This window comes from Pseudoalteromonas sp. SG44-17, from assembly GCF_014164235.1.
Taxonomy (GTDB): Bacteria; Pseudomonadota; Gammaproteobacteria; order Enterobacterales; family Alteromonadaceae; genus Pseudoalteromonas; species Pseudoalteromonas rhizosphaerae.
Window position 1 is genome coordinate 58,057 of record NZ_JACJEV010000003.1, and the last position, 13,487, is coordinate 71,543.

A 13,487-nucleotide genomic window follows, 5' to 3' on the forward strand; every position below is an offset into this window, starting at 1 on the left:
CTGCGCTAAAAATCGCGAAAACACTCCCCCAGCCTTACGCTTATATTGACAAAAAATATAACGAAACCAGTTTTTATATATTTTATTTATAGATGCAACGAAAATAAGGAAGATTTTATTCTTGACCATTAATAGCAACGCATGTTTAATGGAATAGCAACAATTGATCAAAGTTTATAACTCTGTTTGGGGAATCAACAAAGTTCAGAGCTATAAGTTAATTATAATAAGGACGGGGAAAACAATGAAAAAACAGGTACCAACCTTCACTATAAGCTCGTTAGCGCAGGCCACACATCGCGCTCTGCGAGTGCCAAAAACTGCAATAACCACCGCTATAATAGCTGCCTCGCTAGCAAGTGCTCCTGCATTCGCGAATTTAAACGGTAGCATTAAAGGTAAGGTAAAAACCGAGCAAGCAAACCAACCACTAGCGGGTATTACCATTACTGCACGTAGTAACGTCATGCCAAAAGCGCGTACGGTGGTAACCCGTGAAGATGGCAGTTATGATCTCCCGCAACTAAAACCAGGCACTTATGAGCTGACCTTTGAAGACAGCAGCGGCGTTACACAAACAATAACTGTTGATGTACTGCTAGAGCAAACCTCAAGTGCTAATGTTGTTCTTGGCGGTAAAAAAGATAATGTTGAAGTAATTACAGTGACAGGCAGTAAATTATTTCGACAAGGTAAATCAGCACTCACAAACTCATTAGGTGAAGAGGGAATTAATAATGTCCCTGTAGGTCAAGATTACCGAGACCTTTTAAAGCTTGTCCCTGGTATAGAACTTTCGGCAAATTCAACGTTGGGCCCATCAGCTGGTGGATCAGGTGTTGATAACTCATATGGCTTTGATGGTGTTAATGTGTCATTGCCGATGTATGGAAACTTAGCTTCAGAGCCATCAACACACGATGTTGCCTTTGTTACTATGGACAGAGGTGGTGCAAAAGCGGTTGGCTTTAATCGTTCTGGTGGATTTTCAATTAATACCGTATCAAAATCTGGTACGGATGAGTTTCACGGTAATATAGAATACAAAATACAACCAAAAACCTTTGTTGCAACGCCAGTAGGTGCAGAGAGCTTTGAACTTGATAAAAATTGGTTAACCGCAAGTTTAAGCGGTCCACTGATTGAAGATACATTATATTTTTATACCTCTTATTACCGTCCTGAAGCGACCAAAGCAAACAAAAACACAGCCTATGGCGAAGTAAAAGATTATGAGAGTATCCGCGAAGAATACTTTGGTAAATTAACCTGGGCACCAACTGATGATATTTTGATAAATATCTCACAACGTACCTCAGATAAAGAAGTTAAAGGTGATTCGATTGATGCTTACGAGATGGACACTGTATCTGTCGGTAGTAAAGCTGATCAGGATATCTTTACTTTAGATGGTTCATGGATTTTAGGATCAGCAACCACACTTTCGTTCCAATATAGTAAGTTTGAATTAGAAACAGCCTCACAACCTGATACACCATTGAGTGTAATCCCTTCTTTATCAAGCCAACTTGGTATTGATGACTTAGCTCAAATGGGTTATTTCTCTGTCCCAAGCTTAAGAAGTTATGACCCAGATGAAGGATTTAGCGAAGCACAAATCGCCGCATATAATGCTGGCGCAAATGCATTAATTAATACCTATGGCTATCTTGAAGACGCAGTGATGAAAGGCGGTGGCGGTGTTGGTGCATACGCAACTTATGATAATCAAAACTTCTACAGAGATTCTTTTGAAATAAACTTAGAGCATGAATTTGATTGGGCAGATACTTATCATATACTCCATTTTGGTGCTAAATGGGAAGAAGGCGAAGAACAACTAACGCGCCTATCTAATGGTTGGGGACGTATTTCTTATTTAGGTGGTTTAGTCGATGCAGATGCAGACACCGAAGGTTTTGACCCCGCTGATGCCGTTTACCGAGCCCATGTACAACAGATGAGTTTAGCAACAGAAGGCGGCAATACTGTTTCAGGGATAAACTCTAAAACTCGCAGTTTAAACTTTGAAATAAACGACACGATTGAACATGGAGACTGGACTTATAACTTAGGTCTATTAATAAGCCAAGACACTTGGTATGGTCAAGGCTTAAAAGCTAAATCAGGTACTATTTCCGGTTATGAAGTTGCCCCCGGTCACAAGTACCAAATGTACCAAACCGACTGGAAAGATATGCTACAACCTCGTTTAGGTGCAACATGGACTTATTCTGATGAGGATTCCGTATTTGCAAACTTTGCGATTTATAATCCTGAAGCAAGTTCATTATCTCGCGCAGCATCATGGGATCGAAACACTCGTGCCGAAATTGAGTTATTACTCGATGAAGCCGGTAATATTTTATCCTCTTCACCTAGAAAAGGTTCATCTGGTAAAGTATTCCAAGATGATATGAAACCACGTCGTATTAACGAATTTACTATCGGAACCACTAAGTATGTTGGTTCTGACTTAGTATTACGTGCCCATGTTCGTCACCGTAAAGGCATGCACTTTTGGGAGGATATGCCAAACAATGCGCGCCTAACTGATTACTCAGGTGTTGATGCCGAAGGTGTACCACAACACATTGCAGATAAAGGCTTATATGTAGCTAACTTAGCTGATATTCGTGACGAAATTGGTGGTTCGTCTTATGTAATTGCAGAGGTTGATGGCGGCGAAACCAAATACTGGGAAGCGAGTATTGAAGCCGAATACTTGGGTGAGAATAGCTACGTAAACGCTTCATATGTATGGAGTCACTACTATGGCAACTTTGACCAAGATAACACCACAACAAGCAATGATGCGAATAACTTTATTGGTTCATCTTACTATGGTGATGGCCGTGGTCGTTATTCATGGGATAACCGTTATGGCACACTCTCAGGTGATAAACCTCACCTGTTAAAAGTATACGGTTACTATACTCTTCCTTGGGAAGCTAACTTAGGGGCGTACTTCGTATTCCAATCAGGTAAAGCATGGGAAGCATGGGATGGAACAACATATGGCTACCCTACAAGCCATATTAGCCGCTATGCAGAGTCTGCTGGTAGTCGTCGCACTGCTAGCCATTGGCAACTTGACTTAAACTATACGCAAAACTTTAAGTTCTCTGGTGATATGGAACTACAATTTCGTGCTGATCTCTTCAACGTATTTAATCGTCAAACAGGTTATAACAAAAACCCGTATGTACTTGAAGAGAAATTTGGTGAATCGCGTAGCTACTACAATCCACGTAGCTTGCAGTTATCAGTTAACTTTAAGTTTTAATCTTATGGATTAAAGTAAGCGCTCAATGGGCGCTTATTTCCCCATCCATGGTAAGGCCACAATTGTGGCCTTTTTTATTGCAAAAATACGTGTATTACTGCATAAATCGCTGTTCGTCGCTAATTTCACATTGTGCTATTTCTATTGGTTGATTACTTCTATCAACCAGCCAACATTCGTCATAAATAGAGCAATAGCACAGCTCGATTGCAATCTGTTCATCCATTTTAAGAATTTCTGTTAAATAAGCCTTATCTTTTATGGAAACCGCACTAAAATTCGCTTGACTTGGTAGAATACGTGTACCGATATGTGATTGAACTAAGTTCGTTGCAGCTATAAAATCAGACCATTTCTTAATGGGCTTCTCATTATAGATTACTTTGACATATTTAATAATTGCCGGACCTGTGCCGTTATTCATTATACCGTAACTAAATAGCTCATCCTTAGGTGAAAAACTCCTATACAACTCAACTCTCGGCCAAACCGAAGCCCTTGCATAAGAGCGATCAATCATCGTTGAGTAAATACCTATTATTGTTGTAACAACGCTTATCAATAACGCTGAAAAAGCAACTATCATTTCCGGCTTTTTATACCAAATGTCTTTTTTCATTATTATTCCTTTAAATTTTATTTATAGAACATACAGTTGAACTTTTCTAAGCGCAATAAAAAAACGCAGCCTAAGCTGCGTTTTAAAGGTTTATAAATGAAAATAGTCTTATTGATATAACAAATATGCTGCGCGTTGCTGTTTAAAGCGAGCTAGATCTTGTTGCCAGCTTTGTTTGATTTGCAGCTCTGTTTGGCCGGCTTCGATAGCTAAGCGCAGCTTATCAGTGCCTGCAAGTTTATCCATAAAGCCAGCACGTTCAAAGAACGTTTGCTCGTTTTGCGTAAAAGTTTTGTAGGCTGTAATAAATAAACTTAAATCTAGTCCTTTGATTGTACTGCCGCGTAAATCAAGACCTTGCACCTCTATCCCTTTAAATTTAGGGTTCATTGATGCTCCCTCAATAGCGCGCGGAGTAAAACTAAACTCCCCTAACGCAATCGGTGAATAACCTATCACTTGAAATGGAAAGTCTGTACCACGGCCAATTGTAATTGGTGTTGCTTCAAAAAAGCATAATGATGGATACAACGCAATTGACTGATCATTTGGTAAATTAGGGCTTGGCTGAACAGGTAAACTATACGTCATATCGCGGCGATAATGCGCCACAGGCACAACCGTCAAGTTTAGTGACGAAGCTTTATTTATCCACCCTTCACCTTTGATCATTTTTGCCAGCTCACCCACTGTCATACCATGTAATACAGGAATTTCATGCATGCCAACGAAAGACTGAAATTTTAAATCTAAAACTGGCCCATCAACATAAGCAATATTCGGGTTTGGCCTATCAAGTACAATAAAATCAATGTTATTCTCAGCAGCAGCTTCCATCATGTAATGCATTGAGCTGATATAAGTGTAAAAACGCACACCAACATCTTGAATATCAAAAATAATCACGTCTAATTCGCTTAATACAGCGGTATCTGGCTTTTTATTACTGCCGTAAATAGACACCACATCAATACCGGTCTTTGCATCCACCGTACTTTTTACATGCGCGCCGGCATCGTGGTCGCCACGAAAACCATGTTCAGGGGCAAATATTCTAGTAACATTCACGCCTTTATCACGCAGTAAGTCGACTATATGGGTGCCATTAACTTGTGAAGTTTGATTAACGACTAAGCCAACTCGTTTGCCCTCAAGTTGTGGTAGGTACTGCTGATATTGTAAAGCGCCAACACTTAAATTTACTTGCGGCGTATCAGTTAAGATTGCATCGTCAGTACTGTTGTGGGCGCATGCGCTCAAAATTAGGCATTGTAATATAACCAATAATCTAATTAACATTTATAGTTCCACTGCTTTTCGTAAAAAACCATCCGCTTGGGTTAACATTTGCTCAGCTTGGGCGGCATCTTTGCCCGTTAAGATGATTAAAATAGCCAATTTAGCACTTTGCTTTGCTTGGGCAAGCGCATCGACTCCTTGCTGATGAGTGCAATCGGTTGCTTGCATTACGATGCGGATCGCACGAGCATGCAGCTTTTCATTGCTAGCATTCACATCAACCATCAAGTTTTTATAGACCTTACCAGTGCGGATCATACTGGCTGTGCTGAGCATATTTAATACTAACTTTTGTGCAGTACCCGATTTCATACGTGTTGAACCAGTTACCGCTTCAGCGCCAACTACCGGGCAAATGCCAATATCAGGTAGTTTCATTACCGCGGAGTTAGGATTACAGGTTACTCCAACGGTGATACATCCTATTGATTTTGCATACTCAATGGCTGCTCGCACATAAGGTGTACGGCCACTAGCGGCAATCCCTACCACGACATCTTTAGCCTGTAGATTAACGGCTTTAAGATCTTCTACGCCTAATTTTAAGCTATCTTCGGCACCTTCAACTGCTTTTTTAAAAGCCGTTTCGCCACCCGCAATTATTCCCATTACTTGTTGATCGCTGACACTGTAAGTTGGCGCGCATTCCACAGCATCTAAAATACCTAAGCGACCACTGGTGCCGGCACCAATATAAATTAAACGACCGCCTTGCTTAAATGCCGTTACAATATGATCGACCGCTTTGGCTATCTCTGGGATCACTAACTTTACAGCAGCGGCAACTTTTTGATCTTCCAAATTTATTTTGGTTAAAATTTCGCGACTATCGAGTAAATCTATATCCAACGTATCTAAGTTTTGTCCTTCTGACACAATCCCGTTCAGCTCTTCTAAAAGTGCACGCTGCTGATTAAAATTAGACTCAGGGCTCATTGTGTAATCCTTGTGTATTCAATTTGTTTAATGCGGTCGCTGGCTAAAATCACCGCACCGGCTAACGAATCCCCTTGACGGGGAGATAAATTCAGTTGTGTATTTTCATTTAATAATGCAATGGTTACGTCCGCTAAACCGCCAATAATTATGACTGGTAACTGGCTCTGACCACGACATTTTTCAATCAATCTCTCGACTTGTCGAACATGCTCACTAAGCACCGTATCGGCTATTATACACTGTGTTTTTAAACTAAAGATTAAAGGACTAAAACGCGCATAATCTAACGCTTTGGCCTTCATTAACCAACTTGATATTTGTTCTCGCTCACGGCCAACTTGTTCACTCAGCTGTTGCGTTAGCAGGCTTTTAGGTTGCTCAAAGCGGTCTATTTCATCTAACAAGCATTGCACAGCACTTAACCCTAAGCGCGCACCACCGCCAAAATCATCAACCGAAAAACCCCAGCCGCCAATTAATTTTGTTTCTCCATCAGCGGATAATCTTGCTGCTACAGCGCCCGTTCCTAACGCTAACATTGCAACTGGCTGACCTAGATTTGCACCATATAATGAGGTGATTGCATCACTTACAATACTCAATTGCGCAAATTTAATATCACAGTCTAGCTGTAAGCTTGCAGTTACTCGCTCAGCCAACACTTTAGACGAGCCGCCCGCAAGTCCCATTACCGCCAAAATTTGGCTATGCTTAGCGCCACTTTGTGCACATACGCTAGTGATCACTTGCTGTAAACTAGTAAGCGCCGTATTAAAATCGTTATAAACTGAGGCTGCACCAGCCTGCGCAGTAAATTCTTCAGCGCTATATAAATTCACTAATTTCGCCAGCGTTTTGGTGCCCCCGCCATCAATAGCCAGTATATAGTCAATGTTCATGCCTATTGGGCTCCTACAGCTGACTGGCCGCGCTGGGCAAGTTGAGGTTTACCTAAACAACACACTAAAGTCGACAACGCAGTACCAATACATAACTGCCAAGTAAAGCCTAAATAGAAGCGATCTGCTGCCGGCAATAACCAATCAATGATGTATGGTTGCATGAATAAAGTGATCATAAAGCCGACAATTAACGCCGCCAATACTGAGCCTTCACTGCCACGTTTAGTAAATAGTGTTGTAAAATACACGCCCAGTAAACCACTGTACGAAAACACCATGACACTCAGCGCAAACTTAAGAAGCGGCATATCACTGTATTGCTGCCAGAAATAACAAACTATGGCCATTAATGCTAATGATAGGCTCACAACCGCCATGCCAATACGCCCAGCTTTAACAAAATGGTTATCGGCAACTTGCTTATTTTTAGCTGCTAAATAAGGTCGATATAAATCTTGTACAATGACCGACGACATCGAGCTTAAACCGGAGTTTAATGTTGAAATGGCCGCGGCAATGATACCGACGCTAACTAAACCTTTAACACCAGCAGGGGCCTCATTAAGTACGTAGTACATAAAAATAGTGATTTTTTCACCATTAAATTCTTGTACGACTTGCGCACCGTCACTGTTCATTAATGCTGGCTGCTGATAAACGATATAAAGTAATAAACCAATAAAGATAAATACCAACATCACGGGAATAACCATCACGATAGAAAGTAGTAATGCTTTACTGCCTTCTTTGTCACTCTTACACGTCAGTAGACGCTGTGTCATATCTTGATCAAGACCAAAGGCGGCAATGTTAAGTAACACAAAGCCGGTTAATACCGACGCCATATTGAACACTCCACTTGGGCCAAAATCTAAATCAAATTTGAAAATTGCCAGCTTTGAATCAGCACCGGGGGTTGGCTCATTTAAGGTTGCTAAAATAGTTGAAAAATCAGCGGGGATCAGTACCAACAAACACCAGATAACGGCAATCGCAGCACTGACATATACGACACTTTGCAGCACATCAGAATAAATTACACTGCGAATACCACCAAATACGGTATACAACAAACCCACAAGTGCTAATAGCAAAGTCGCTATAATCACACTTTCTGCGGCTATATTACCGTATAAAATCATCGCTACTGCAATCGCGGCCATATATAGACGTGCGCCACTGGCAAACACTCGGCCAAATAAATACATTAAGCCGCTGCGGCGTTTAGCTTTTGGCCCTATGCGCTTTTCAAGCAGTTCATAAACGGTGTACACTTTTTGTTGATAAAACTTAGGGATCAGAAAAATAGAAACAATAAATGCAGCTATGAATGCGCCAATGTTCGTCGCTAAATACGATAAATCACCTTGATAACCCTGATCAGGTCCACCAATAAAAGTGGCAGCAGACTGTGAAGTAGCTAATACCGAAATAGCCACCATCCAGGTCGGCATACTATTACCGCCTAAAAAGAAGTCTTTACTTGAGTTGGCGCGCTTACGGTTAAACCACCAACCACTGAGTAATAAAATTGCTCCGTAGCTTGCGAATACGAGCCAATCTAGCAAGGTGTATTGTGCACTCATTTATTATCCCAATTTCAAACCAATCAATGGAATATATTATTCCATTAAATTAATAAAAAGAAAACAATTTTATTATTTACTTTGTAAAGCCACGCGATCGCGTGGCTGTACACGTATTATTTAATCGCTGGTAACTTCCAAAGCAATTTTTTTTGTTGATATTGTTCGCTAGGTAAGCTCACTAACAATGGTTTTTTCTGTTCATCTAACCAAGCTAACAAGGTATCCATATTCTGCTCAGTCATTGCAGTACAACCGGCAGTTGGTTTATTTTCTGCGCGCCATAAATGCATAAAGATACAACTGCCTGCACCATCAACATTTTGACTATTGTGCTTAACCACTAAGCCTTTTTTGTAAAGGTTATCTTGGCTGTAAATATCACGGCGCATCCACTCTGACGAGTCTTTGACAGCAGCCTCTCCTACCACTGACTTATTAACTAGCTGGTTATAAAATGGCGAACCTTTGACATCAACACAATAGTCGTCAGCAGTCATGCCTTGGTAGGTCATATTGGTTTTTAATGAATCTAAATAACCAAACGCGGTGCCGAGTTCAAAAATACCAGCGGGAGCTTTACCATCGCCTTCTTGTTTTTGTTCGCCCGCTTGAGCTGGGTGTAAACCAATACCCCACGCAAGACCGGTGCGCCCAAGTACCACACTGTGACCTTGGCCTTGTTGTTGCCATTGTCCTGCAACACGCTCAAATCGATACAATTGTGCGGCAATGGCTTGCCAATCATCTGCAACCACCACCACTAACTGTTGGCTTTGCTGTGGGATAACTGCAGCAATTGCAGCTGCTGATGTACTTGCACTATTTGCACAGCCGCTGAGGGCTGCTGTGGTGATTAATGTTATTATTATTTTTTTCATAACGGCCAAATTCCATCGTTTATCGGTTGTAATGTGTCGATACTTTTAATCCCCAAGCCAGGACCATCACTTAACGTGATCGCTGGGCCATTAAATTCCACACCGCCTTGCACCGGATCATATTGGCCAAGCGCTGGACCGTCTAAGTCTATTTTACTGATCTGCTGGGCTTTTGCAGACGCTAAATGCGCCGCACCTGCAACGGCAATACTGCCTTCTAACATGCAACCGATCATACAATCAGCTTGATACTGTTCAGTAATATTGGCAATTTCAATAGCACGACTTAAGCCACCCGTTTTCATGACTTTGATATTGATAATATCAACAGCATTTTGCTCTAATAATTGAATTACTTGCTTGGGCGAAAAGGCACTTTCGTCAGCCATGATCGGCGTATTTACCCGCTCAGTAATATACTTTAAACCTTTAAAATCATCACTTTTCACTGGCTGTTCAACAAGTTCTAATTCAACATTGTGGCTTTCTAATTGCCGTAAAGCAAACACCGTTTGTTTAGCATTCCAGCCCTGATTTACATCCAAACGAATTTGCGTTTGCTGGCCAAAACCTTGATAAATCGCCTTCACTCGTTCGATATCTTGCTGTAAATCATTGCCAATTTTTACTTTTAAAATATCAAAACCTTGCGCTACAGCCACAGCACAATCACTGAGCATTTTATCAATATTATCAACGCTAATAGTGATATCAGTTCGTAATGTTTGACTACCACCGCCGAGCAATTTATACAGCGGCGCTTGATATAATTTACCCCACAAGTCATAAACAGCCAGCTCGAGTGCGGCTTTAGCGCTGTAATTTGCCACCACACTTGATTGGATCACTTGGCAAATTTGATTGAGGTTTTCGATTTCCATACCAATTAGTTTTGGCGCTATAAATTGTTTAATAACGCTAAGGATACTTTGGTGAGTATCGCCAGTTATTACTGGCGTAGACGCCGCAGCACCATAGCCAATTTCGCCTTTATCGGTTTCAATTAACACCACTAAGTCTTCAATATAGCTCACTTCACGCAGCGCTGTTTTGAACGGCGTAACTAATGGCACTTTAAGTTTGGCAAAACGTATCGCCGTAATCTTCATTTTTTAACTCCTAGCGAATACGCTTAATATTATAAGTACGGTCTAAATAGCTCTGAGTTTGCGATAAACGCAGTGGCAATAAAGGCGTTACCGATACCCCATTAAGTGAACTTGAATAAAAACTACCATCAGCCTTGTTATAACCCAACCCTTTAACATCATGGATCACATACGGTTGACCGTCTTGTTCACCTAAGTACATCATTACATGGCCTGGTATATAAATTAAATCGCCCACTTGCATGTTATTAACTACCGCTAATTTATCGCTTTCATTGCTGGTTTTATCAAAACGGTGATTTGTTCCATACTCTCCCTTCCCCTGCTGACCTGAATTACGCGGCATTAATAGACCAAATGATTTATATATTTCGCCAACAAAACCAGTGCAGTCACGGCCATTATAGTCGTGTCCCCAACCGTAGCGTTCGCCTAAAAATTTAAACCCTTGTTTTATTAAATGCTGTTGGGTGTAAGGTAAATACCCTAAATGCACATCACTGCTGCGACTGATCAAGGCAGGCTTAATAACTAACTGACCTTGTTCCCCGCGGGTTGGCAGTTGCACAACATAATTAGCGTAGGTGTTTTGGCCATTTAATAAATGAGGGGTTTTATCTGCCGGCATTAAAGGCAGACGAACGCCCATGTCCAATTGCACTTGCGATGTAGTGGTATCATTAGGCACGTAAGCGGTATTTACTTTTGCGCCAGTTATCAATAAAAAGTCATCGTTATTTTTAAATTCACGAAGTGTGCTTTTATTCGATATCGCAATATCAGCTTTGGGCGCCCATGCTAGATAGTTATAAGCGCGCACAAGTAACCATTTCTTATCGGCACTTTCATGCAATATAGCCACTGTGTCACCAGGGAATAATCCGCTTTCTTGAAAACGATCTAAGTCATTATCTAAGCCACTATTTAATACTCGGTCCGACGTTGGAAAAGTACGCAGGACTGAGCGCTTTACCACCATGGCATAACTAACTTGATTATTATCTGTCACAGCGTCTAAATTCAAATTGGCTAGATATTTTGCAAAATGCTTATTACTTAATGCCACGCCATTAGGGTAAAAACGCGGGCTTTTTGGTACCACACTAATACTGAGTATATATGCCTTTAACTGCTCACGAGTTAGCTGAGAGGCAAAATCGAGTGGATCGACAATATGTTCATTGTCAGCAATCAATTGTTTATTAAATGCCGCGATTTGCGCTGCACTCATCAGAGTTTTATCTGTCACTTGGCTTAACCAGTGCTGCGGGGTTAATTGAGATTGAGTGACCCCGATGACATCTGATTGCCACGTGTTATCCGCCGCAATGACGGGTGCCATGGTAATAATACTTGCTAATGAAATACTCAGGGCGATAAATGTATGTCGCATTCGTGGGTTCCCTATTATCAATTTGCTTGGTAAGTCGCGCTGTGTGCTACTTATTATTGCTTTTGCGGTATCAGTAGCTGTTTAAATGCATGCGTAAAATTAGCCTGCATTTTTAAGCCAACCACGGCTAAGTTTTTTTCACTTGCACCTGGCACACTATTTTGTGCCGCTAAGGTAAATTCGCGTCCACCTTGAATAAACGGTAAGTAAACATGAGCCAACATGACAGTTTCTGTGGTTGAGCGTGTTTCGCTTGGACCCCAACCTATTTTTTGCCAAACTCGCCATTGCCCCTGCGTTAACTCGTCTAAAATTTGTTTTGCTGGGCGAGTATCGTCTGGTGCAAGCGCTTGCGCTAAAGAGTCAGTGATCATTTGACTGAGCCCTTGCATCATACCACCCACTTTAGCGGTTTTATCCGTATTGCCGGTGCCATTAAATAGCACATCAATGTCTTGTGCTTGTAGTAAAGGCTACTGAGTTAAGGGCTCTCGAGTGTGGCTTGCTAAACGTTTTAACCACTCAGCTTGAGCCAAAGTTGTCATGGCTTTATTACCAGTTAAACCACAGCCATCACACCGGTAGTCTAAATAAGCAGGATCATCGGTATTAACAGTAAAATAAGCGATATTGCTAGCAATAACATCACTATCAGTACTTTGCCAACGAATCGTGCTAGGAGTAAAAATCTCTGTAGCATAAGCACCTTTAAACATAATGCGAGAATCATTAAGCTTTAGCCAATTATCTGCAAATAAATTACTTAAATAATCACGCCCAGCAACATTAATAAAGTAGCTCGCTATTGCATTAGAGTTTCCATCAGCGCTGCCAAAATGCTCGTAGCTATTAATACTAGTGATCAAATCAGCAACATTGCTATCACCTATTAGCGCATCTGCACCAAGCTCTGGGTTTATTTGCCGTACTTTTGCAATTGCACCGCTAAAAGCTTGAATTTTAGATGAACTCCATGGCTCATATAAATCATTCTGGGTACCATTTGCTAAATAACGATACGCCAGGTGGTTACCTTGCTGTTGGTAATCAATTACTAACAACTTACCCTGCGATGTCGGAATATCAAAATAGTGCCAATCTGCTGCCACGCGTTGCTGCCATCCTAACTGACTGTAATTAACCTGCGCCGCCGTTTTATAGTGCGATTGCGCAACACGATTACCAACTAAATGCGCCTGCATAGGAATATTTGTTAAATCAGCCGGTAAGACAGGCGCAGCCAACATCACCTGTTGATAGAACTTCTCATGTTGCTCTTGTAACGATGCAACAGTCTCTTGCTGTGGCTGACTCTGACAGCCAAAAAGCCCAGTTACTAAGCTCACACTGAAAACATTCAGCCCCGCTTTTTTCAGTTTCATTACAATCAAAATTAAATTCCTTATGATTTTTATTTTTGGAATATTTTATTGAAAATAACATATTTTCCACAGCAAGCAAATATTTGCATCC

11 protein-coding genes are annotated in these 13,487 nt (G+C 41.2%); 1 reads left to right on the top strand and 10 read right to left on the bottom strand.

What is annotated here, in order from left to right; genetic code table 11:
• Positions 1–244: 244 nt before the first annotated feature.
• Positions 245–3,286 (top strand): carboxypeptidase regulatory-like domain-containing protein, encoded by a 3,042-nt coding sequence (locus H5182_RS03115; protein WP_182759507.1) that lies wholly within the window; start codon positions 245–247, stop codon positions 3,284–3,286.
• Positions 3,287–3,380: 94 nt separating this feature from the next.
• Here the strand turns inward: H5182_RS03115 and H5182_RS03120 are convergent, their stop codons facing one another.
• The 10 genes from H5182_RS03120 to H5182_RS03165 form a co-directional block, all read right to left on the bottom strand.
• Positions 3,381–3,905, bottom strand: a complete 525-nt coding sequence (locus H5182_RS03120) for a hypothetical protein (RefSeq protein ID WP_182735262.1) — start codon at positions 3,903–3,905, stop codon at positions 3,381–3,383.
• A 108-nt stretch (positions 3,906–4,013) separates the two neighbouring features.
• Positions 4,014–5,204, bottom strand: a complete 1,191-nt coding sequence (locus H5182_RS03125; protein WP_182759508.1) for an exo-beta-N-acetylmuramidase NamZ domain-containing protein — start codon at positions 5,202–5,204, stop codon at positions 4,014–4,016.
• The gene (murQ, locus tag H5182_RS03130; protein WP_145240861.1) at positions 5,205–6,140 is read right to left on the bottom strand and encodes an N-acetylmuramic acid 6-phosphate etherase; all 936 of its coding nucleotides are present in this window, start codon (positions 6,138–6,140) and stop codon (positions 5,205–5,207) included. It abuts the gene before it with no gap.
• Positions 6,137–7,042, bottom strand: coding sequence for a BadF/BadG/BcrA/BcrD ATPase family protein (locus H5182_RS03135; RefSeq protein ID WP_182759509.1), 906 nt, complete (start codon positions 7,040–7,042; stop codon positions 6,137–6,139). Before H5182_RS03135 ends, murQ begins: the two co-directional genes overlap by 4 nt.
• 2 nt (positions 7,043–7,044) lie before the next feature.
• Entirely contained in the window at positions 7,045–8,631 is a 1,587-nt protein-coding gene (locus H5182_RS03140) for a sodium:solute symporter (RefSeq protein ID WP_145240857.1), read from the bottom strand.
• A 116-nt stretch (positions 8,632–8,747) separates the two neighbouring features.
• A complete protein-coding gene (locus tag H5182_RS03145) occupies positions 8,748–9,512 on the bottom strand; it encodes a L,D-transpeptidase (protein WP_182759510.1) in 765 nt (254 codons plus the stop codon).
• Entirely contained in the window at positions 9,509–10,621 is a 1,113-nt protein-coding gene (locus H5182_RS03150) for a dipeptide epimerase (RefSeq protein ID WP_182759511.1), read from the bottom strand. The genes H5182_RS03145 and H5182_RS03150 overlap by 4 nt, the downstream gene beginning before the upstream one ends.
• 10 nt (positions 10,622–10,631) lie before the next feature.
• Entirely contained in the window at positions 10,632–12,014 is a 1,383-nt protein-coding gene (locus H5182_RS03155; protein WP_182759512.1) for an NlpC/P60 family protein, read from the bottom strand.
• Positions 12,015–12,067: 53 nt separating this feature from the next.
• Positions 12,068–12,460, bottom strand: coding sequence for a hypothetical protein (locus H5182_RS03160; RefSeq protein ID WP_182759513.1), 393 nt, complete (start codon positions 12,458–12,460; stop codon positions 12,068–12,070).
• A 27-nt stretch (positions 12,461–12,487) separates the two neighbouring features.
• Positions 12,488–13,405 (bottom strand): hypothetical protein, encoded by a 918-nt coding sequence (locus H5182_RS03165; protein WP_182759514.1) that lies wholly within the window; start codon positions 13,403–13,405, stop codon positions 12,488–12,490.
• Positions 13,406–13,487 lie beyond the last annotated feature (82 nt).